The following is a 21,869-nucleotide window of genomic DNA, read 5'->3' as shown; positions in this document are numbered from 1 at the left end:
CCTTAGCCGAGTTCGGCGGTTTTTCCAACGCAGGCACGCAAAAGGGGCGCATAGCTGTCCACGTTCGCCGGCTGGGCGCCGACCACCTTGCCCATTTCGTCGTAACCGCGCAAACGCAATGCCGCCTCATGGTGCGGGTGGGCGCGGAAGGCTTCGCACTCGGCTTCCGACAGGGGGCCGCCTTGCAGGGCCAGGCTCTGGACCGACGCCGCACTCAGGCGGCCGATATAGCCGGGATCGACCGCCGCCAGATAACGCTTGGCCTGGACATGCAGGGCGACCGGCTCGGTCACCGCTTGCGGGAAGGCGCGTGCCAGGAAGCCGGCGCCGATGCGTTCATGCCGCGTGTCGATGCCCCGGTCCGCCGCGTCGGCACCCTGCTTTTGCAGCAGATGGCCGATATCGTGCAGCAGGGCGGCGACGACCAGCGCATCATCGGCGCCGTCCGCCCGCGCGTGATGGGCGCATTGTTCGGCGTGTTCCGACTGGCTGACGTCCTCACCATAATGCTCCGCCCCGCGCGCGGCATAAAGTTCAAGAATCTGCGCGACAAAATCGGTGGACAGGGAGGATTGCATACAGGGCTCGCGGCAAGGACAGGATCATAACTGGTCTATACCAAATAGCCTGTTCCGCCGGCAAGCGCCCGGCCGAATTGTCATCAAAAATTAAAACACGGCACCCGTCCATCTGGTCTATACCAAAATCAGACCTGATGGAGGACACCGCATGACGACGTTTTCGCCGCACCGGCGCGACCTGTTGAAACTGGGCGCCGTCGGGCTGTCGGCGGCCTCGCTCCTCTCCCTGCAAAAAGCCATGGCCATTCCGGCCAATGCGAAGACAGGCAGCCTGATGGATGTCGAGCACGTCGTCATCTTCATGCAGGAAAACCGCGCCTTCGACCATTATTTCGGCACCTTCGCAGGTGTGCGCGGGCACGGCGACCCGCGCCCCTTGCGGCTGCGGAACGGCCACAGCGTCTGGCGCCAGCCCAGCGACGAACACGCCGACGGCTTTGTCATGCCGTACTGGGCGGATTCGAAAACCAGCAGCGCCTATGTGATGGGCGGCGGCGACCAGGGCCACGCCGAGGCCGTGTCGATCGTCAACGGGGGCCATTTCGACGGCTGGGGCACGTCGCGGCAGATGCACAACCGCATGACGCACTACAAGGCGGCGGACCTGCCCTACTATCACGCGCTCGCGTCCAACTTCACCATCTGCGACGCCTATCACTGCTCGACCCTGACGCAGACCTATCCCAACCGCCTGCACCTGTGGACAGGGTGCAACGGCGCGGGCGCCGTGGGCGGTGAACCCGTGCTCAGCAACTATGGCGAGGACGAGACGCCCAGCGCCGACATGGCCGAGGACCGGCCGATGCAGCCCTATACCTGGACCACCTATGCCGAGCGCCTGGAAAAGGCCGGCGTCAGCTGGAAGGTCTATCAGGAATACGACAATTTCGGCGACAACATCCTGCATTGCTTTGCCAGTTTCCGGCCGTGCGACCGCAGCTCGAACCTCTACAAGCGCGGCCGGTCGTGGGTGTCGGAACACCGCTCAGGGGCCGACCGCAAGCGCTCGGACGGCGAACAGCTCGTCGAGGCGTTTCGCGCCGATATCGCCGCCGGCACCCTGCCGCAGGTGTCGTGGATCGTCACGGCCGCCGCCCTGTCGGAGCACCCGAGCTATACGCCGGCCGAGGGCGAGAATGTCTGCGCCAGGCTGATCGCCGCCCTGACCGACCACCCCGAGGTTTTCGCCAAAACCGTCTTCATCATCAATTACGACGAGGCCGGCGGCCTGTTCGACCACATGCCGCCACCCATGCCGCCGGCCGACGAAACAGAGGGCTGGAGTGGGGTCAGCACGGCGGGCGAGTTCCAGGATTACGACCGCCACCCGGTGGGACCGATTCGCGGCCGGCACCCGCTCGGCCTCGGCATCCGTATTCCGGCCATCATCGTCTCGCCGTGGACGCGCGGCGGCTATGTCTGTTCCGAAGTCTTCGACCACGTCTCGACGCTGAAATTCCTCGAGCGCCGCTTCGGCGTCATGGAACCCAATATCAGCCCGTGGCGGCGCGCCGTTTCCGGCGACCTGACCTCGGCCTTCGATTTTTCAGCGCCCGTTACAGCCACGCTCAGCCTGCCGTCGACCGACGACTACAAGGCGCGCCTGGCGCACGCCGCCAGTCAGCCTTCGCTGCGCATTCCGGACGTGCAGTCCGCTGGCGGCCAGCCGCGACAGCAGCGTCCGGCGCGGCCGTTGCCCTACCGTATTCAGGCCAATATCCGGCCAACGGACGCAAGCGTGCTTGTCGACTTCGCCAATACCGGCGACAAGGCGGCGGTATTGACCGTCCACGATTACGCGCCGTACGCGCAGGGGCCGTGGCGCTATACGCTCGATCGCGGGCAAACCCACGCCGCCGGCCACTGGAACGACGGTCTGCGCGAAGTCTACGACCTCGTCGTCCATGGCCCGAACGGTTTCTATCGCCATTTCGCCGGTCGGCTGCGCGAGGACGACAAGCCCGTCGACGATCCGGTCACGGTAACGATCGACGAGGCGCAGGGCCAACTGGTGCTGCGTCTGGAAAACCGGTCGGGCGTTCCGGTCGCATTGAGCCTGGCCTTCGCGGCTGACTATGCGCGCGGCGATAGTCTGCCGGCGCAAAAGGCTATTATATTGGCCGGGCAATCCGCTCAGACCCTGCGCTTCGATGTCTCGGCGGCGGACCACTGGTACGATTTCAGCCTGACCCAGGGCGCGCGTCCGGGCTGGCTGCGGCGCTATGCCGGGCACGTCGAAACAGGCGTTGCCAGCCGCACCGACCCTGCCATCGGACCTATGATCCTTTAAGAGGGCATAGAAATCGGCCGAAAACGGAAAATTTGCGGACATCGCGCGGAATCGCTTGAGGTACGCGGCCATTCGTTCATCTAACGGGTGGGATCGTAACGCATCCCGGTTCGAACGGTGAGTATGGCACAGGCTGGCCAAAGAAATGGGGACGCGCCGGACTTGAGCGCACGCCTGTCGGAATACAGGCCGGCGATCCGCGGCTTCTTCGCGCGCCGCGTCGGTTCCGCGTCCGAAGCCGAGGACCTGACCCAGGAGGTCTTTGTCCGGATTCTGAACCGGAACGGCGATGGCGCCATCGACAATCTCGAAGGCTATCTTTTCCAGGCTGCCGCCAACCTGTTACGCGAACGCGGGCGCCAGGCAAGTGTGCGGCAGGCGGCACAGGTTGTGGAAATCTCACCGGACCTGCTGTCGGGAGATGAGGCACACACGCCCGAGCGCATCTTACTGGGTAAGGATGCCCTGCGGGCGGCTATGCAGGCGCTTTACGAGCTTCCGGAGCGTACGCGCGCGGTGTTCATGTTGAACCGGTTCGAAGAGATGAAAGGGCCCGAAATCGCCCGTCACCTCGGGATTTCGGTCTCCGCCGTCGAAAAACACATGATGCGGGCATTGGGACATTTGAGGCAGCGTGCGAAATGATCCGCGGGATAATTGACATCAACCGCCGCCGGTACCCGGAAGATCCGGATGAAGCCGCGGACTTCTGGCTCAGCCGCCGCGTACTGGGCCTGATGTCGGCGCACGACGAGGCTGCCTTCCAGGCCTGGCTGGAAAGCCCGGCGAACGCCGAAGCTTTCGCGCGGTCGCAGGCGGCCTACGACCAGATGTCGCCGCATGCCGCCCATCCCGAAATCGTGGCAATGCGGGCGGGGCTCCTGCGCGCGGGTCGGCCCCGGCGTTCCCCCGTGGTCTGGTGGGCTGTCCCGGCCGCGGCCGCGGCCCTGGTGGTGGTCGCCTCTGGCGTGTTCCTGGCCAATGACCCGGGCCCAGGCGCCGCCGCGCTCAATCCCGCCGCCGGCGGCCCCCAGCATTACGAGACCGCCGTGGGCAAGCACCGGTCCGTCAGGCTGGACGACGGTTCGACCGTCGACCTCAACACCAATTCGATCATCGAGGTCGCGTTCAACCGCGAAAGTCGGACGGTAAGGCTGGTCCGCGGCGAAGCCCTCTTCAAGGTCGCGCACAACAAGGCGTGGCCTTTCGTCGTCGCCGCCGGAGACCGGGAAGTGACGGCCGTCGGGACGGCGTTCGACGTGCGGCTGGATCCGGACACCGTAAAGGTGGTGATGGTCGAGGGAAAGGTCCGGGTTGCCCCCCTGAAAAGGCGTGGCCTGGCCGTCATTATTCCCGCCCTGGCATCCGAGTCCATCGTGGCGGGCGAGGAGCTGTCGGCCAACCCCGGAAAGCCGGACGTCGAGGTTTCGACCGCCGACGTGCAGAAGTCGACGAGCTGGCGCAGCGGCGAGGTGATCTTCCGCGACGATACGCTTCAGACCGCGGTCGACGAGTTCAACCGCTATACCGAAGGCAAGATCGTCATCGCCGACCCCAAGGTGTCGGCCCTGAAGGTTAGTGGCGTATTCCATACCGACCGGCCCACGAACTTCCTCGCCGCCGTGACGGCGTTTTACCCGCTGTCGACGCGAAAACGCTCGGAGGACGTCACGGAGCTGGAGTGGCGAACCGAAAAATAAAAAATAATAGTCTGACTAATGAGGTTCTGCGTCCCCTGATCATCTTGTTTTCCAGAGGCTCGCGTTCTTTGAGCCCAAGGCCAAAAAAACAGGCAGGGGAAACAACCGAATGTTCACAGGAAGAATGTCGCGCGTCTGGGCGCTCAGCACGGTCGCCGCAATTGCCATTTCAGGCGCCGCCCACGCGGAAGAGACCAAAAATATCGATATCCCGCCGCAGGCGCTCGGCTCCGCGCTCGAAGCCTTCGGCCAGCAGGCCAATGTCGAAATCCTGTTCGACCGCAAGCAACTGGAAGGCAGGACGTCGCCCGGGCTGAAGGGCGCCTTTACACCGTCTGAGGCGCTGAAGCGCCTGATCCAGGGCACCGGGGCAAGCTTCAACCAGCCCAATCCCACGACGTTCGTGGTCTCCGCCGCCGGTCCCGCCACGGCCGACAGCGGCGACAGCGGGGTGGTCGTCGTCAAGGGCTACAAGGCCAGCCTCCTGTCCGCCCAGAATATGAAGAAGAATTCGAGTTCGATCGTGGACACGGTCGTCGCGGAAGACATCGGAAAGCTGCCCGACAACAATGCGGCCGAATCCATGGCCCGGATCCCGGGCGTGCAGATCAGCCGTTCCGGCGACGAAGGGAATGCCGTCCTGGTGCGCGGCCTTCCGGACGTCACCACGACGGTCAATGGCCGCGACATTTCCACCGGCGAGCAGCGCCGCGTCGCGATGCAGGACTTTCCGTCCGGGGCGCTGGCGTCGATCGAAGTCTACAAGTCGGCGACGGCGGACCTGCTCGATCCCGGCCTGGGCGGCCTTGTCAATGTCCGCATGCGCAAGCCGTTCGACTTCAAGGGCTTCGAAATCAACGGGGCGACGCGGGTCACCTACAACGACCAGAACGGCAAGTTCGACCCGAACGGCAACATTCTGATCACCAACCGCTGGCAAACCTCCCGCGGGGAGATGGGCGCCCTGATCAACCTGTCCTACTCGGAACAGAATTTCCGCAATTCCGTCCGCTGGTCCGACCAATGGATCGCGAACGCCGGATGGTGGCAGGCCACCAGCCCCGCCTCGGCCGGCAACACCTTCTACTATCCCTCGGGCGTCGGCGTTTACAACGACAGCGGCCTGCGCAAGCGTCCCTCGGCGAATACGGCCTTCCAGTGGAAGGTTTCGGATAACCTGGAAGTGTACGCCGAAGGGTTGTGGCAGGCCTACCGCGCGTCGGGCGCGGACGACTGGGCCCGCATGTCGCTGAACGACGCGGCATCCCTGACCAATGTGGTGCTCGACCCCGACCAGTCCAATCAGGCCCTCAGCTTCACCAAGCCGAGCGGCGGCGGTGTCGGCGACTTTTACCAGTCGGTCTGGGACGGGCGAACGGACACGTCGCAGGTCGCGGTCGGCGGTACCTATACCAAGGATCGCCTGAAGGTCTCGACGGACTTCGCCTATACCGACAGCATCTATTCCGCCCTGTCATGGAGCCTGGACTCGGAACTGAAGAATTCGCCGACGGTCGAGGTCAGTTTCAACGACAACGGCGGCACGGCCTTCAGCCTGCCAGGCCTCGACGTTTCCGACCCCGGCAACTACGTCTGGCGCGGCTATTTTGAATCGATCTACAAGGTCCAGGGCAACGGCATCCAGTGGCGGGGCGACGTCGTCTACCAGCTCGACTGGGGCATCATCAAGAACGTCAGCGCCGGCCTCAGATATACCAACCGGGACGCGTCGCTGCGCTCGGGCAACCGCTACGGCTGGACGCTTCCCCTGGCCCTGCCGTATGCCAGCGTGCCCTTCGGCGACCTTGCCCTGACGCAGGATACCTTCCGCGAAAATACGCAAGGTTTCCGGCACTGGCTTGAACCGTCGATCGACGGGGTTCGCGGCAATATCGGCGCGATCGAGGCGGCGACCACGAACGCCCTGCAGACCCTGGTGAACATGTATCCCAACGACCAGTGGCGGAAGGATTCCCTGGCCTTGTGGACCAAGCCCCTCGACTATAACCCGCTATGGGGGTTCCACGCGCGGGAATCGACGCGGACCGGCTATGTCCAGACCCGGTACGAAACCCAGCTTTTCGGCATGTTCGCCGACGGCGTCGTCGGCGCCCGCGTGGTGAATACCATCGGCGACTACAGCGGCATTTCCAGCGTCACGGCCGCCGACGGCTCCGTCAAGCAGGAGCCGAGGACGTCGTACCAGAACTATGTCGATGTGCTGCCGAACCTCAGCCTGCGGCTGAAGCCGACCAGCAAGCTGCAGCTTCGTTTCGCCGTAACCAAGACCCGGACGCGGCCCGAGTTCTCCCAGCTCAACCCGGCCCTCACCATCACGCAAATCCTCAAGACGTCCTCGACGGCCGTGGGTACGGCGGATGCCTACGGGTCCGCCGGCAATCCGGACCTGAAGCCGCTGACCTCGACCAATTACGACGCGACGGTCGAATATTACGCTCCGCACGGCGCTGCCGGAATGTCTTTGTTCTACAAGGACCTGAACGGCTTCATCTTTTCCTACAGCCGCCGCGTCCAGGATCCGACCTACGGCGCCATGGACGTCACGCGGCCGGAAAATGCCGGCGAAGGCCGGATTGCCGGTATCGAAGTCGGAGGACAATCCTTCCTCGACTTCCTGCCCGGCAAGTGGAGCGGTCTCGGTATTCAGGCCAACGCAACCTATCTGGACGGCAAAAACAGGATGCCGAATGCCGACGGCACCTTCGGGAAAATGGTCGTCATCCCGAACGTATCGACCTGGAGCTACAATCTCGCAATCTACTATGAGAAGGACAAGATCTCGACGCGACTGTCTTACAATGGCCGGTCGAAGTGGATCAATGGCTACAACCAGGTCCTGCTGGACGCCGGGGCCACGGGGCAGGGAACCGAGGGCGTCGACCGTCTCGACTTCTCGTTCAACTACTCGCCGACGGACAAGCTGACCGTCAATTTCGACGTCAGCAATATCCTCGCCAGGCCCTTCCACAACTACAACTACTACCAGCCCGGCCATCAGTTCCCGATCGATATCCGGGACGAGGGCCGCTACTACGGGATCTCGCTGCGCTACCGCATCAACTAGGCCTCCCGCCTTGGATGGGAGCCGCGCGCATGCGCCCGGCTCCCATCTCTTTTTGCAAAGCCGCGCCTGGATGGTATGCCCCAACTGCGGCCAGCCTAAGTCCCGATAAAGGCTGATGACGGACGCGTCGCCATGGCTCGCGGCGCCTTCGTCTACAATGTCGAAACGGCGGACCAGAAAAGCATAACCGAGGCGCCGGGCGCGTCGCCGCCGACCTGCCCAGCGGCGTGAACTATGCACCCGGCAGTTCGCCCTCGGGGAGGGCCGGCTTCGGATTTCCAGACACTCCACCACGACTCGCCGTAAGCTCGGGCTCGTCAATGACCCTGTCGGCCGCATCGGCGTGCCTGAGGACCGTGCCGACGCGGTCGTTTTTCCGGCATCGGCAGGCCCGCTACGTCACGAGGCAAGTCCTGCACGTCAGCGTCTGCCAAGCTGATGCCGGCTTAAAAGGAAGAACGGCGATGACCAGGCAAGGCGGATTGAGGCTGATTGGCGCTGTGGCAATCGCCGCCCTGCTGCTGGCGGGCTGTTCGCAGCGCAGGCCGATCGACGCGACGTCTGACGCTTCGGGCGCCGACTGGCCCTGGTACCACGGCAATCCTCACGGCACGCACTATTCGACGCTCGACCAGATCACCACGGCGAACGTCAAGGGGCTGAAGGTCGCCTGGACCTTCGACTCCGGCGACGCCGTCGGCGAGGGCGGCAATCAGTCCGACATGGAGGGCAACCCCATGATCGTGCGCGAGCGGCTCTATTTCGTGTCGCCGAAGGGCCGGCTGTTCTGCCTCGACGCCGCCACCGGCAAACGGATCTGGCTGTTCGATCCGTCGTTCGGCGACGTCATCGCCACCAAGCAGCGCCTGCGCGGCGTCAGCTACTGGAGCGGCGGCGCCGATGAACGCATCCTCTTCACCTTCAAGGGCAAGCTGATGGCGGTGGACGCCGTCACCGGCCGGCTGGCCGCCGGCTTCGGCCACGACGGCGCTGTCGACCTCGCCGAGGGGCTGGGGCGCGACCCGCAAAGCGTGTCGGTGGGCAATGTCTCACCCGGCGTGGTTTACAAGGACCTGATCATCATGGGATCGACCGGCAATACGCCGGGCCATATCCGCGCCTATGACGTGCGCACCGGCGCCTTGAAATGGACCTTCCACACCATCCCGCAGCCCGGCGAATCCGGCTACGGCACCTGGCCGAAGGACGCGTGGAAGACCGCCATGGGCGCCAATGCGTGGTCGGGCCTGACACTCGATCCCGAACACGGGCTCGTCTTCGCGCCGCTGGCCTCGGCCGGCATGGGCGCCAAGGACTTTTACGGCGGCGACCGCACGGGCGACAACCTGTTCGGCACCTCGCTGGTCGCGCTCGACGCCAATACCGGCAAGCGGGTCTGGCACTTCCAGCTGGTCAGGCACGACGTCTGGGACCGTGATCCGCCGACCCCGCCGACCCTGATTACCGTCAAACGCGGCGGCAAGGCGATCCCGGCCGTGGCGCAGACGACCAAGGCCGGCGTCGTCTTCATCCTTGACCGGCTGACGGGCCAGCCGCTCTACCCGCTCAAGACGCTGCACCCGCCGATGAGCGACGTGCCGGGCGAGGTGACATCTGCAACCCAGGTCCTGCCGGCGTCGCCCGACCCCTTTGCCCGCCAGCAGCTGACGGCCGGCCTCCTGACCAACCGCACGCCCGAGGCCCACGCCGCCGTCGCCCGGACCTTCGCCTCCCTGCGCTCGCGCGGGCCGTTCGATCCGCCTTCGGTCGAAGGTACGATATTGCTGCCCGGCATGGATGGAGGCGCCGAGTGGGGCGGGGCGGCCTACGACCCCGATACCGGCGTGCTTTATATCAATGCCAACGAGATGGCATGGGTCCTGAAGGTCAGGAAGCAGCCGCCGAAGATGGCCGGCGCCAGCGGCGAGGCCCTCTATCAAAACACCTGCGCCTCGTGCCACGGTCCCGACCGCAAGGGCAGTCCGCCGGAATTCCCGTCACTGATCGACGTCACCAGGCGGCTGACGGCCGCACAGATCGATACTCAGATCACGCGCGGCGGCGGCCGCATGCCGGGCTTCGGCCAGATGCCGGCGGCCGACAAGGCGGCGATCATCGGCTATCTCGGCAACGATCCGGCGCAAAAGGTGCAGAAGACGGCAGGGGAATCTCCGTCCACGGACAATGACCCCTACGTCTTCGGCGGCTATAACCGTTTCCTCGATCCCGACGGCTACCCGGCCATCGCGCCGCCGTGGGGCACGCTGAGCGCGCTTGACGTCAATACCGGCCGCTATGTGTGGAAGCAGCCGCTGGGCTACTATCCCGAGCTCAAGGACCATGCGACGGGCAGCGAAAACTATGGCGGGGCGGTCGTGACCCGGGGCGGGGTCCTGTTCATCGCCGCCACCGTCTACGACAACCAGTTCCGCGCCTTCGACAAGACAACCGGCAAGCTGCTGTGGCAGACGACCCTGCCGGCGGCCGGGATCGCCACGCCCGCGACCTATGCGGTCCACGGCAAGCAGTACGTCGTCATCGGCGCCGGCGGCGGCAAGAACGCCAAGGGCAAGCCCGGCGGATCGATTATCGCCTACAGCCTCGGAAACTGACCCCCGAGGACCGTCTTCGCCGGCTGCCGGGCTCAGGTCGTTCCGGGGGGCCGCCGACCCTTGACCGCAAGCCCGCAACCGGAAAGAAAAGGCGATCGAAGAGCCGCAGCCGGCCACAGGAACGAACCCGGGAAACGACGCATGGACAAACATTGGTTACTGGCGGCCGCCTTTGCGATAACCGGGGTTTTGCTGGCGGGCGGCGCGCGGGCTCAGTCGCCCAACGACCTGACGCCCATGTCGCCGCTCTTCCCGCCGATGGCGCGGCCGGTCGACATCGGCCCGTACAATGCCGAGTTCCTGCCGGGCGGCGACGGCCTGGCCTACCGGGTGCCGGGCTACGGCGCGACCGACACGGTCACGATCGGCCAGACCTGGACGCTGCAGGCGTGGATCAAGCCGGTTCGCCTTCCATCCGGCGCCGCCGTGGTCGCGGCGATCGGCCGTCTCGACACGCCCGAGAGGCGGGCCCTGGTGCTCGACGGGCAAAGGGCAGGAGTCAGGGTCGGCGACCAAACCCTGATGGCCGACGGCGCGTCCATTCCGCTTAACCGGTGGACCTTGATCGCCGCGACCAATGACAGAACGGGCCTGCGCCTTTTCGTCAACGGCCAGGAAGCCGCAAGGCGTCCGCCCGCCGACGCCGGGACGGCCGACGCGACGGTGAGCCTGGCGCCGCGTGAGGCAGGCCATGCCGTCTTTGCCGGAAAACTGGCCGATGTCCGCCTGCTGGCGCACGCCGTGAACCCGGACGACATCGGCGATCTTGCCGCCCATGCGCCCGATGACGAACTGACGCGGTTCGACAGCGGCAGCCCGCCCTGGCCGGTTTCGATCCGCACGCAAGGCGGGCTCTATCAACCGCAGCCGGCCTGGACCCTGCCCAAGGGAAAGGCTCCGTTTTCGAAACCGGTCGCGAAGCCGGCCGATACGGTGCCAGCCCTGGTAGCCGGGGCCGACGGGCAGTTTCGGATCAACGGCTGGCGCCTGATGCCGGCCCCGGACGTAGCGCAGGACGGCGCTGCCTTGTCCATGCCCGGAGCCGATGACTCGAAATGGTACGTCGCGACGGTCCCCGGCACGGTGCTGACGACCCTGGTCGATCGCGGCGTCTATCCCGATCCGGCGATCGGCCTCAACAACATGGCCATTCCCGAAAAGCTGGCCCGCCAGGACTACTGGTATCGCGCGGAATTCATCGCGCCGGTGTCGGTGACGGGGCGGCACAGTGCGCTTCGCTTCGACGGCGTCAACTACACCGCCGAAATCTGGCTGAACGGAAAGCGTCTGGGTGCGATGAAGGGCGCTTTCGTGCGCGGGCAGTTCGATGTCACCGATGCGCTTCTGCCCGGTCAGATCAATGTCGTCGCGGTCAGGGTTTCGCCACCGCCGCATCCGGGCATTCCCGATGAGCAGTCGCTGACCTCAGGGCGCGGGCCGAACGGCGGGATCCAGACGCTCGACGGCCCGACCTTCGTGGCGACCGAGGGCTGGGACTGGATCCCGGGTATCCGCGACCGTAATACCGGCCTGTGGCGACCGGTCGCGCTGGAAACGACGGGCGACGTCCGCATCGGCGACAGCCGGTTCAGCACGACACTGCCCGGGGCGGACACGCGCCTGGCCGATGTGGCGATCGACGTGCCTCTAAAGAACCTGTCGGGCAAGGCGCTGACCACAAGCGTCACCGTCGCCTTCGACGACGTCGCGGTGACGAAGCCGGTCGAGCTGGCGCCCGGCGCCGAGGGGGTCGTCCATTTCGATCCATCGGCCTTTCCGCAACTGGCGATCAGGAATCCCAGGCTGTGGTGGCCGAACGGCTACGGCGCGCCCAATCTCCACACGGCGATCATAACGGCCGGGGAGGGCGGTCAGGTCTCCGACCGCAAGGCCGTGCGCTTCGGCATGCGCCAGGTCACCTATCAGATATCGCTACTCGACAAGGCCGGCGAGCTCGAACGCGTCGAGGTCGATCCGACGCGCGCTTACGCGCTGGGTCAGTCGATCGTCGACGAGTCGCACGAACATATCCGCAAGGTGCCGGGCGGCTGGGCCGCGTCGTTCAAGCCGGGCGCCGAAACCTCCGCCGCGGTGACCCGGGTTGCCGGCGACCAGGGCCTGGCGCCGCACCTGCTGATCAAGGTCAACGGCGTGCGCATCGCCGTGCGCGGCGGCAATATTGGCATGGACGACATGATGAAGCGCGTCGACCGCGCCCGGCTGGAACCGGTCTTCCGACTGCACCGCGACGCCCACCTCAACATCGTCCGCAACTGGGTGGGCCAAAGCACCGAGGACACCTTCTATGACCTGGCCGACGAATACGGCCTGATGGTGCTGAACGATTTCTGGGAATCGACGACCAATTCCAATATCGAGGCCGAGGACGTCCCGCTGTTCCTGGCGAACGCCACCGACACGGTGCGGCGCTTCCGCAACCACCCGTCGGTCGTCGTGTGGTTCGGCCGCAACGAAGGCGTGCCGCAGCCGGTGCTCAACACCGCCCTGCAGGACATGATCGAGCGCGAGGACGGCACGCGCCTCTATATGGGCTCGTCCAACGAGGTCAACCTCGCGCCCAGCGGCCCCTATAACTGGCGCGAACCCGCGACCTATTTCACCGATTTCGCCAGGGGCTTCGCCGTCGAGATCGGCACGCCGTCCTTCCCGACGCTCGAGGCGTGGAAGCGCGCCGTGCCGGCTGAGGACCTGTGGCCCATCAACGATACCTGGGCGTACCACGACTGGCACCAGGACCGGAACGGCTCGGTCAGGACCTTCATGGAGGCCATGGAGACGCGCTTCGGGCCGCCGACAGGCCTGGAGGACTTCGAGCGCAAGGCGCAGATGCTGGAATACGAATCCTACCGCGCCATATTCGAAGGCTTCAATGCCGGGTTGTGGACGACAAACACCGCGCGCATGCTGTGGATGACGGCGCCGGCCTGGCCGTCGTCGCACTGGCAGATGTTCTCGTCCGACTACGACACGCACGGCGCCTATTACGGCGTCCAGAAGGCGTCGGAACCCGTGCACGTCCAGATGAACCTGCCGGATTACAAGGTCATCGCGGTGAATAACGGGTTGCCGGCCATTCAGGCAAATGTTACCGCGCGGGTCATGACCCTGAAGGGGAGGGTGATCGAGACGCGCACGGCCCGGCTCGCGGTCGCCGGTGGCGGTCAGGCGGCTGCCTACACGCTCGCCCTCGACGCCGACATGCAATCGGGACCGGTCCTGGTGCAGCTCGAGGCCCGCGATGCCGCCGGCAAGATGTTGTCGACCAACACCTATTGGCAGGCCCGGACACCGGCAGACCTGAAGGCGCTCGACGACCTGCCGAAGGCGACGATTACGACGCAGGCACGTGTGCGTACCGATGGCCAGGATCGCGTTGTCGCGCTGACGCTTCGCAACCCCGGGAAGACGCCGGCGCTTGCCGTCAAGCTCGGCGTGTTCGCGCCGGACGGCGAGCAGGTCTTGCCGGCCTATTTCAGCGACAATTATATTTCCCTGATGCAGGGTGAGGTCCGCACCGTCGAGATACGCTATCCGACCGTAAGGAAGGCTTCGGAAATCAGGGTCCGCGGATGGAATGTCCTTCCATCCCTGCAACAGCTCCGGGACTTGAACTGAAACGACTCCGGGAGATCCCGGGCGCACCGAAGGGCTATGCGGCCCCCGTAGATTCAGTGGGATGGCATATTTTTGCTTTCCAGCGTCAGGCGGCTGTCGCCGCAGAAGCCGCAGGCGGTGCCAAAGAACATCTTGCCCTTCTCGCGATCGCCCTTGAGCTGCCAGTCGAGCCAGTCGACGACCACCTCGGCCGCGATGCCGCCGTGCGGCTGCATATAGGTGCCGCCGTGGCCGACCGGGATGTTCACGAGCGCCGCGGGGACCGTGGTCAGGCGCGCATAGTCGTCCATGCCGTTGGCGTACGCGATGTCGCTAGGGCCGCCAAGGATATAGAGGGTCGGCACATGGATGTCGGCCAGCATCGCCTTGTGGACCTCCATGCCCGGGATCAGGTTTTTGTCGCCGTTGAAGACGCCGCTGTTCATGACGACCAGGGTCTTCACGCGCGGGTCGGGCGCGACGATGATGGCCTGTAGCCCGCCGCAGCTCCAGCCCGACACGGCGATGGCGTGCGTATCTATCTTGTGGAAGTAGGGGCTTTGCGGGCGGTCGTTTTCGCGGACCGCCCAGTCGATCGCTTCGGTCAGCGCCGAAGCCCGGGTCGCCATGCCAAGGCCGGGGCCCTCCGTCGGCTTTGCCGCCTCGGGATGGAGCGCGGCGATCACACCGGGCGCCACGATCAGATAGCCGTGCGAGGCGATGTCCAGCAGATGGTTGCGCGAACTGGTCCCGTCAGCGCTGCAGCCGCCGTTGCCGAAGACGTAGACGGGAAGTTTTGCCTGTCCCATGGCCTGCGGGTGATAGATGACGTGGGCGGGAAGGGTCGGGTCCTCTTCGTAGACGGCGGAGAAGGGGCCGCTGCCGGTTTCCGTTTCGGCCGCCTGGCACGTTCCGGCGATGATCGCGGCTGCCACCGCGGCCGCTATGGTCGATGAAATCTTCACGGAAGGTCCTCTCAGTTCCTGCGCCGCTTGGTCGTCGGCATTCTTAAAACGCTCGGGCCGCGATGTTCCGCATCATCGTCAAAGCGTGCCCTGGCGGTAGAATGCCGAAGCGGCGCAAGGTGCAGCCAGGGCAAGGAACGCCGCGACCGCCAGCAGACGAAGACCCTTCGAGGCCATGGCGGCTATCGCCTCGGCGTGAGGACGATCACCCCACCGCCCGAACCCTTCACGGCGAGCGAAACATGGCTTTCCGCGGTGACAGTCGTCGTGCCTTCCGTCAGGCTGTTGGCGTCGGCGCCGTCGGCCCATTGCCGGGCGGAATAGGCGCCCTTGCCCAGAAAGGAGAAGGGGATGTCGATCGTCCGGCCCTCCTGGTTGGTCATGGCGCCGACATACCACGTGTCACCCTTGCGCCGTGCGAGGGCGACATAGGTTTCGGGCGTCCCGCCGATGAAGCGCGTTTCGTCCCACGCTGTCGGCACGCTTTTGACGAAGTCGAAGCCCTGGGCGTCTTTGTAAACCTCGGGATCATCGGACACCATCTGCAGCGGGCTTTCATAGACGACGTACATGGCCAAGGCCTGGCCGCGAGTCGTCTGCGTCATCGGCATGATGTCGCGAACCTGGAAGGTGTCCGGCGTGGCGTTGTGGAAACCGCCCGGCGTATAGTCCATGGGGCCGAGCAGCATGCGCGTATAGGCCAGCCGGACATTGTGGTCAGGCGTGATGCGTTTGCTGAACTTGTTCCACTCGGCCCCCATGACACCTTCCTGGGTTATGAAGTTGGGATAGGTGTGCTGCAGGCCCGCCGGCGGATAGGCGCCGTGCATGTCGAGCAGCATGTGCCGCTTCGCCGTGCCCGCCGCCAGGTCACGGTAAAAATTCACCATCTCCTGGTCGTCGCGCTCCATGAAGTCGACCTTGATGCCCTTGATGCCCCACTTCTGATAGGTATCCAGGACCTCGTCCATGCGCGGCTGGACGTGGCGCCAGTGCGCCCACAGGATCAGGCCGACGTGACGGTCGGCGGCGTATTTCACCAGGGCCGGCATGTCGATCGCCGGGTCGGCCCGCGTGATGTCGGTGCCGGGATCGGGATTGCAGCACGGCGTCGAGCCATAGGCCCAGCCGGCATCCATCAGGAAATAGGAAAAGCCGGACGCAGCGGCGAAGTCGATGAAACGCTTATAGAAATCCATGTTGGGCTTGACGCCGGCAGTCGGCCCCGACCACCAGTCCCACGCGGCCTTGCCCGGCTTGACCCAGGAAAAATCTCCCGACGGCGGTGGCGCGAGATTGCCGATAAGCCCTGACGGGATCATGTCGCCGGCGCGATCGCCCATCATGACGACGCGCCACGACGTCGAAAGGCCGTCGGCCGAGCGGACGGCCACGTCCGGATTGCCCGGCGGTGGCGTCAGGTGAACGTGCAAGCCGTGCGGCGCGGCGGCCAGACTGCTACCGGCATAGCCGACAAGGTCCGATTGGGCGATGGCGAAGTGCGTCTTGCCGCTGGCCGAGGCGCACACCGCCGGGACGTCGTAGAGCGTGTCCGTCTTGAGCTCGGACACCTTCAACGGACTGGAGGGGTTCTCGTGCGAGCCGGCGTATTCGCTGACTTCGCACGTTGCATCGTTCGGGAACAGGAAGCTGGTCGCTTCGCCCTTGATTGCATAGGGGGCGCCGTTCGGCAGGCGGTAGCGGAAGGCGATCCCGTCGTCATAAGCGCGGGCTTCCAGGGTGACGCGGCGATGCGCGCCGCCGGTTTCGCGATAGGTGACGACGATGGCGTTATAGGCGTCAACCGTGGTTTTGGCCTTGGTGGCGATCAGCGGCAGGATCTGTTTGTGCACCGCTTTTTTGACTTCGACGACCGACAGCGGCCCGTAAGGTTCGGCATCGGCCAGGACGAGACCGAGCGGCGAGGGCGCGATGACCGGCTCGCCCTTTCGGGTGACGGAATATTGCGTACCATCCCGCGAAAGCTTGAATGCGATACTCTTGTCGGGGGAGCTGACGATTGTCGTCGCCGCGAAGGCAGCCGCGAAAAGGAGCATTTTCGATATCCCTGTGAAGCCGGCGGCCAGACCCCGCCCTTGTTTTGCCGATAAATGTCACAGGTAAAACTAACTGCCAATAGCGATAGTTCCTTTTTGTGCCTGGTGGCAGATATTTCGTCAAACCCATGAGGGATATGGCCGATCATGCGTTTTATGCTTGAAGTTCCGGATGAGCGGCCAGAGGATGTGACGCACCTGACCATGCTTGAAAATGCCGCTGCCAGGTCCGACTCCAGGCCGGACGACATCTCGGTCCTGATCCGCCGTCGCGCCGAGATTCGCGACGAAATCAGCCGAAGCCGCAAGGCCCTGCGGAGGCTGGCGACCGAATTTCAGGACGTCGACGCCGCCATCCGCACTATGAAGGAGGCCGGACCCGCTGTGCGCGGGCCAGCTTCGGCGCCCGGCGGCACCAGCAACGTGACGCGCATCCTGTTCGAGGCCCTCACTGCGGCCGAAACCCCGATGACGTCCGAAGCGCTCGCACGACGGGTCATGGGCGAACTCGGTCTTGACGCGAAGAACAAGGCGGTCACCAGGTATGTCGTGCGCCGGGTCTGCATCTGTCTATGGGAGCAGGTCCAGAAAGGCCATTTCAGGAAGGCCGAACCCCTGTCGCGCCCCATGAGGTGGGAGCGCGTCCGTCCCAGACAATAAAATACCTGCGCCGCCAAAAAGGCAGCGCCATCAGGATAAAAAGGGAGACTTTCATGCGGTATTTCGTTTCGGCCATTGCCCTGGCCGCAGCTGTCCTTGTGCCCGTGACAGCGTCCGCCGCGGACGCATCGGTGCAACTGACACTGGACACGGCCAAGACGGGCGCGGTTATCGACCGCCACATCTTCGGGCAGTTCGCCGAGCACCTGGGGACTGGGGTGTACGGCGGCATCTGGGTCGGCAAGGACTCGCCCATCCCGAACACGCGGGGTATCCGCAATGACGTCGTCGCGGCGCTGAAGGCGATCAAGGTGCCCGACGTGCGCTGGCCCGGCGGCTGCTACGCCGACCAGTACCACTGGCGCGACGGCGTCGGGCCCAAGCGCAACGCCCGCGTCAATACAAGCTGGGGCGGCGTCATCGACAGCAACGCATTCGGCACCGACGAGTTCATGGATTTCGCCGACCAGGTGGGAACCGAAGCCTATATCTCGCTCAATGTCGGCTCGGGCACCGTGCAGGAAGCCGCCGACTGGATGGAGTACATGACGGCCGACCAGCCGACGGCGCTGCAAAAGGAGCGCGCGGCCAACGGCCATCCGGCGCCGTACAAGGTCGCCATCATGGGTATCGGCAACGAAAGCTGGGACTGCGGCGGGCTGATGACACCGGCGGAATATACCGGTGAACTGAAGCGCTTCGGCCGCTTCGTCAGCAATTACAACGCGTCGGCGCCGACGCTGAAAATCGCCGTCGGGCCCGGCACCGACGACACGGTGTGGACCGAAGCCGTCATGAAGACGTGGAAGGAGCGCAGGGGCTGGTCGTTCGACTTCCAGGGCATGTCGCTGCATTCCTACACGGTCTATGACGGCTGGCCGCCGCACATGCCGGCCACCGGCTTCGACGAGCAGGCCTACGCCAACGTGCTCTCGGAAACGCTCAAGATGGAGCCGCTGATCCGCAAGCAGACCGCGGTCATGGACCAGTATGACCCCGAAAAGAAGGTCGCCCTGGTGGTCGATGAATGGGGCGCGTGGCTGGCGCCGACGCCCGGTACGCATGATGGCTTCCTGCAGCAGCAGAACAGCCAGCGCGACGCGGTACTGGCGGCCCTGAATATCAACATCTTCGCGCGTCATGCCGACCGCGTCCGGATGGCCAATATCGCCCAGATGGTCAACGTCCTGCAGGCGATGATCCTGACGGATGGGCCGAAGATGGTCCTGACGCCGACCTATCACGTCTTCCACATGTACGTACCGTTCCAGGACGCGACCTTCGTGCCCGTCAGCTACGACGCCGGCACCTACACGTCGGGCAAGGTCACGCTGCCGCGCGTCGATGCCATCGCGGCGCGTGACAAGGCCGGCAAGGTCTGGATCGCCATCACCAATCTCGACGCCAACAAGCCTGTCACCTTCAGCGTCTCCGTTGCCGGGCTGAAGGTATCGAAAGCCGCCGGCCAGACGCTGTCGGCGCCAAAGCTCGACAGCATCAACACCTTCGACGCCCCGAATACGGTGACACCTAAGGCCGTCTCGGCAAAGATCGAGGGCGGAAAGCTGAGCCTGACCGTCGCGCCGGCTTCGGTTACGGTCGTGGGCCTGGAGCCCTGATTGAAAACGGCGGGGGCGAGCGTATGCTTGCCCCCGATTAATGAGATCGCCGCCAAGGCAACCATAAAAAGGGAGATATCATGTTGCGCAAAAAAGCCGCCTGGTTGGCCGTCGCCAGCCACCTTATCCTGGGCGCATTCGCCGCTGTCGCGTCCGCCGAGACTGTGCGCGACGCCGCCGACACCAAGGCTGCAGCCCTGGTCAAGCAGATGACGATCGATGAAAAAGTCGGGCAACTGGTCAATGTCGCCCCGGCCATCCCGCGCCTCGATATCCCGGCCTACAACTGGTGGACAGAATCGTTGCACGGCGCTATCGGCGCGGTGCCCACGACCAACTTTCCGGAACCCGTCGGCCTGGCCGCCACCTTCGATGCGCCGCTGGTGCACGACGTCGCCTCGACCGTCAGCGTCGAGGTCCGCGCCCTGCATACGCTGGGGCGGCAGACCGGGCATCTCGGCCATATCGGCACCGGTCTCGACACCTGGTCGCCCAATATCAACATCTTCCGCGATCCGCGCTGGGGACGCGGGCAGGAGACCTACGGCGAAGACCCGTACCTGACGGCGCGCATGGGTGTCGCCTTCGTCACCGGCATGCAGGGACCGGACCCCGACCAGCCCGACGTCATCTCGACGCCCAAGCACTTCGCCGTCCATTCAGGACCTGAGCCGACGCGGCACGTCGCCAACGTCTATGTCTCGCCGCACGACCTGGAAGACACCTATCTGCCGGCCTTCCGCGCCGCCATCGTCGAGGGCAAGGCAGGTTCGGTCATGTGCGCCTATAACCGCATCGACGGCCAGCCCGCCTGCGCCAGCGACCTGCTGCTGAAGGACCACCTGCGCGGCGCCTGGAACTTTCAGGGCTATGTCGTCTCGGATTGCGACGCCGTCGTCGATATCGACGCGCATCACAAATATGCACCCGATCCCGCCGCCGGTGTGGCGGCGGCGTTGAAGGCCGGGGTCGACAATGAATGCAACGGTGCGACGCTGGGCGACGCGACCAATCTCGGCGACCGCTATAAGGAAGCCCTGGCGCGCGGTCTGATCAGTGAAGGCGATCTCGACCGGGCGCTGGTTCGCCTGTTCTCGGCACGTTATCGCAACGGCGACCTGGCCGGCATTTCCGGCAAGACGCCGGTTCCCGTGACGGCGATCGGCACGCCCGAGCACCAGGCCCTCGCGCTGAAGACCGCCGTCGAAAGCCTGGTCCTGCTGAAGAACGACGGTGTGCTGCCGTTGAAACCCGAGATCCGGATCGCGGTGATCGGGCCGCTCGGCGACGCGACGCGTGTGCTGCGCGGCAACTATTCGTCGTCGCAAAGCGCGCCACCCGTCTCGGTCATCGACGGTCTGCGCAAGGCCATGCCCAAGGCGCAGATCACGCTCGTGCCATTCTCGCCTTCGGTGACGGATGGCGATCTGGTGCCCGACAGTGCCTTCGTCACGCCTGACGGCAAGCCGGGCCTGAAGACCGAATATTACAATGCGACGGCGTCCGGTTACGATGCCGAGCCCGTCGTCACCCAGGTCGAGCGCAACGTCGTGTCGCAGGCCGACCAGATGCCGAAGGTCTCGGACAAGCATAAGATCGTGTGGACCGGCTTCCTGGTGGCGCCGGAAAGCGGCACCTATCGTATGGCGGTCACCGGCGTAAAGGGCGACATCAAGACCGGCGGTAACGGCGTCGGCTCGACGGCCTATTCGCACTGGGGGCAACCGCTGACCCTGGTCGATGTCGTATTGAAGAAGGGCCAGCGTTATCCTGTTCAGCTTCAGACCGAGCCCGGCGTCTCGGCCACGCCAGGCGTCTTCTGGAAGCGCGTGTCGACCGATCTCGACGCGGATATGAAGGCGGCCATCGCTAAGGCCGACATTGTCGTAGCGGCTGTCGGCCTGACCTCGGACCTCGAAGGCGAGGAAATGCCGGTCAAGGTCGAAGGCTTCTCGGGCGGCGACAAGACGTCGCTCGACCTGCCAGCCGACCAGCGCAAGCTTCTGGAAAACGCGAAGTCTTTCGGCAAGCCACTGGTCGTCGTCGTGATGAACGGCAGCCCGGTCGATCTCAGCTGGGAAAAGGAAAATGCTTCCGCGATTCTGGAAGCCTGGTATCCCGGCCAGTCGGGCGGCCAGGCCGTCGGCGATGTCCTGGCGGGCCGCGCCAATCCCGGCGGCCGCCTGCCGCTGACCTTTTATCACAGCATCTCGGACCTGCCGGCGTTCGATGACTACGCTATGAAGGGCCGGACCTACCGCTACTTCACGGGCACGCCGGTCTATCCGTTCGGCTATGGCCTCAGCTACACGACCTTCGAATATGGGCCGGTCACCGTGACCGGCACGCCGGAGAAGGGCTTGCATGTCTCCACGACTGTGCGCAACAGCGGTAGCCGCGAAGGCAGTGATGTCGCCCAACTCTACATCGTGCCACCGGCCTTTGCCGGTGCGCCCAAGCTGGCCCTGCGCGGCTTTACCCGCGTTTCGTTGAAACCCGGCCAGTCGCAGCCGGTCACTTTTGACCTGTCGCCGCGCGATCTGAGCTTTGTGACGGCGGACGGGCAGCGCCAGCTGGTGCCGGGACAGTATCGAGTCTCGGTCGGCTCGGGCCAGCCCGATACGGGCGTGGTGACGCAGTCGGCCGGTTATGCTGTAGATACCGCGGTCGAATTGGCGAAATAGG

Annotated in this window: 12 protein-coding genes; 9 read left to right on the top strand and 3 right to left on the bottom strand. The window is 65.0% G+C overall.

Going from position 1 to position 21,869, the window contains the following annotated elements; all coding sequences use genetic code 11:
• Positions 1-2 precede the first annotated feature (2 nt).
• Positions 3-578 carry a phosphonate degradation HD-domain oxygenase gene (locus AB8717_RS20650; RefSeq protein ID WP_443751410.1) on the bottom strand — a complete coding sequence of 192 codons (576 nt, stop codon included), beginning with the start codon at positions 576-578 and terminating at the stop codon, positions 3-5.
• A gap of 151 nt (positions 579-729) precedes the next feature.
• On the opposite strand from AB8717_RS20650, the gene AB8717_RS20645 reads away from it, so the two are divergent.
• From AB8717_RS20645 to AB8717_RS20620, 6 genes are all read left to right on the top strand, one after another.
• A complete protein-coding gene (locus tag AB8717_RS20645) occupies positions 730-2,871 on the top strand; it encodes a phosphocholine-specific phospholipase C (RefSeq protein WP_443751409.1) in 2,142 nt (713 codons plus the stop codon).
• A 162-nt stretch (positions 2,872-3,033) separates the two neighbouring features.
• The gene (locus tag AB8717_RS20640; protein WP_443751408.1) at positions 3,034-3,516 is read left to right on the top strand and encodes an RNA polymerase sigma factor; all 483 of its coding nucleotides are present in this window, start codon (positions 3,034-3,036) and stop codon (positions 3,514-3,516) included.
• Positions 3,513-4,571, top strand: a complete 1,059-nt coding sequence (locus tag AB8717_RS20635; protein WP_443751407.1) for a FecR family protein — start codon at positions 3,513-3,515, stop codon at positions 4,569-4,571. Before AB8717_RS20640 ends, AB8717_RS20635 begins: the two co-directional genes overlap by 4 nt.
• Before the next feature lie 109 nt (positions 4,572-4,680).
• Positions 4,681-7,656 (top strand): TonB-dependent receptor, encoded by a 2,976-nt coding sequence (locus AB8717_RS20630; protein WP_443751406.1) that lies wholly within the window; start codon positions 4,681-4,683, stop codon positions 7,654-7,656.
• A gap of 464 nt (positions 7,657-8,120) precedes the next feature.
• Positions 8,121-10,268: an outer membrane protein assembly factor BamB family protein gene (locus AB8717_RS20625; protein WP_443751405.1), complete on the top strand. Its 2,148-nt coding sequence runs from the start codon at positions 8,121-8,123 to the stop codon at positions 10,266-10,268.
• Positions 10,269-10,409: 141 nt separating this feature from the next.
• Entirely contained in the window at positions 10,410-13,904 is a 3,495-nt protein-coding gene (locus AB8717_RS20620; RefSeq protein WP_443751404.1) for a glycosyl hydrolase 2 galactose-binding domain-containing protein, read from the top strand.
• Positions 13,905-13,957: 53 nt separating this feature from the next.
• Here the strand turns inward: AB8717_RS20620 and AB8717_RS20615 are convergent, their stop codons facing one another.
• Entirely contained in the window at positions 13,958-14,848 is an 891-nt protein-coding gene (locus AB8717_RS20615; RefSeq protein ID WP_443751403.1) for a hypothetical protein, read from the bottom strand.
• 182 nt (positions 14,849-15,030) lie between these two features.
• Positions 15,031-16,905, bottom strand: a complete 1,875-nt coding sequence (locus tag AB8717_RS20610; RefSeq protein WP_443751402.1) for a glycoside hydrolase family 97 protein — start codon at positions 16,903-16,905, stop codon at positions 15,031-15,033.
• A 147-nt stretch (positions 16,906-17,052) separates the two neighbouring features.
• On the opposite strand from AB8717_RS20610, the gene AB8717_RS20605 reads away from it, so the two are divergent.
• The 3 genes from AB8717_RS20605 (at position 17,053) to AB8717_RS20595 (ending at position 21,868) form a co-directional block, all read left to right on the top strand.
• Positions 17,053-17,565, top strand: coding sequence for a hypothetical protein (locus AB8717_RS20605; protein ID WP_443751401.1), 513 nt, complete (start codon positions 17,053-17,055; stop codon positions 17,563-17,565).
• A 53-nt stretch (positions 17,566-17,618) separates the two neighbouring features.
• Positions 17,619-19,184 (top strand): alpha-N-arabinofuranosidase, encoded by a 1,566-nt coding sequence (locus AB8717_RS20600; protein WP_443751400.1) that lies wholly within the window; start codon positions 17,619-17,621, stop codon positions 19,182-19,184.
• Positions 19,185-19,264: 80 nt separating this feature from the next.
• A complete protein-coding gene (locus AB8717_RS20595; protein WP_443751399.1) occupies positions 19,265-21,868 on the top strand; it encodes a glycoside hydrolase family 3 C-terminal domain-containing protein in 2,604 nt (867 codons plus the stop codon).
• Position 21,869 lies beyond the last annotated feature (1 nt).

It is taken from the genome of Asticcacaulis solisilvae (genome assembly GCF_052327315.1).
GTDB classification, from domain to species: domain Bacteria; phylum Pseudomonadota; class Alphaproteobacteria; order Caulobacterales; family Caulobacteraceae; genus Asticcacaulis; species Asticcacaulis solisilvae_B.
This window is presented reverse-complemented; position numbering and strand designations above follow the sequence as displayed.

Bases quoted from the DNA above. Each gene is read 5' to 3' on its own strand.
- AB8717_RS20650 (WP_443751410.1), bottom strand. From the start codon at position 578: ATGCAATCCTCCCTGTCCACCGATTTTGTCGCGCAGATTCTTGAACTT.
- AB8717_RS20645 (WP_443751409.1), top strand. From the start codon at position 730: ATGACGACGTTTTCGCCGCACCGGCGCGACCTGTTGAAACTGGGCGCC.
- AB8717_RS20635 (WP_443751407.1), top strand. From the start codon at position 3,513: ATGATCCGCGGGATAATTGACATCAACCGCCGCCGGTACCCGGAAGAT.
- AB8717_RS20630 (WP_443751406.1), top strand. From the start codon at position 4,681: ATGTTCACAGGAAGAATGTCGCGCGTCTGGGCGCTCAGCACGGTCGCC.
- AB8717_RS20625 (WP_443751405.1), top strand. From the start codon at position 8,121: ATGACCAGGCAAGGCGGATTGAGGCTGATTGGCGCTGTGGCAATCGCC.
- AB8717_RS20620 (WP_443751404.1), top strand. From the start codon at position 10,410: ATGGACAAACATTGGTTACTGGCGGCCGCCTTTGCGATAACCGGGGTT.
- AB8717_RS20610 (WP_443751402.1), bottom strand. From the start codon at position 16,905: ATGCTCCTTTTCGCGGCTGCCTTCGCGGCGACGACAATCGTCAGCTCC.
- AB8717_RS20605 (WP_443751401.1), top strand. From the start codon at position 17,053: ATGCGTTTTATGCTTGAAGTTCCGGATGAGCGGCCAGAGGATGTGACG.
- AB8717_RS20600 (WP_443751400.1), top strand. From the start codon at position 17,619: ATGCGGTATTTCGTTTCGGCCATTGCCCTGGCCGCAGCTGTCCTTGTG.
- AB8717_RS20595 (WP_443751399.1), top strand. From the start codon at position 19,265: ATGTTGCGCAAAAAAGCCGCCTGGTTGGCCGTCGCCAGCCACCTTATC.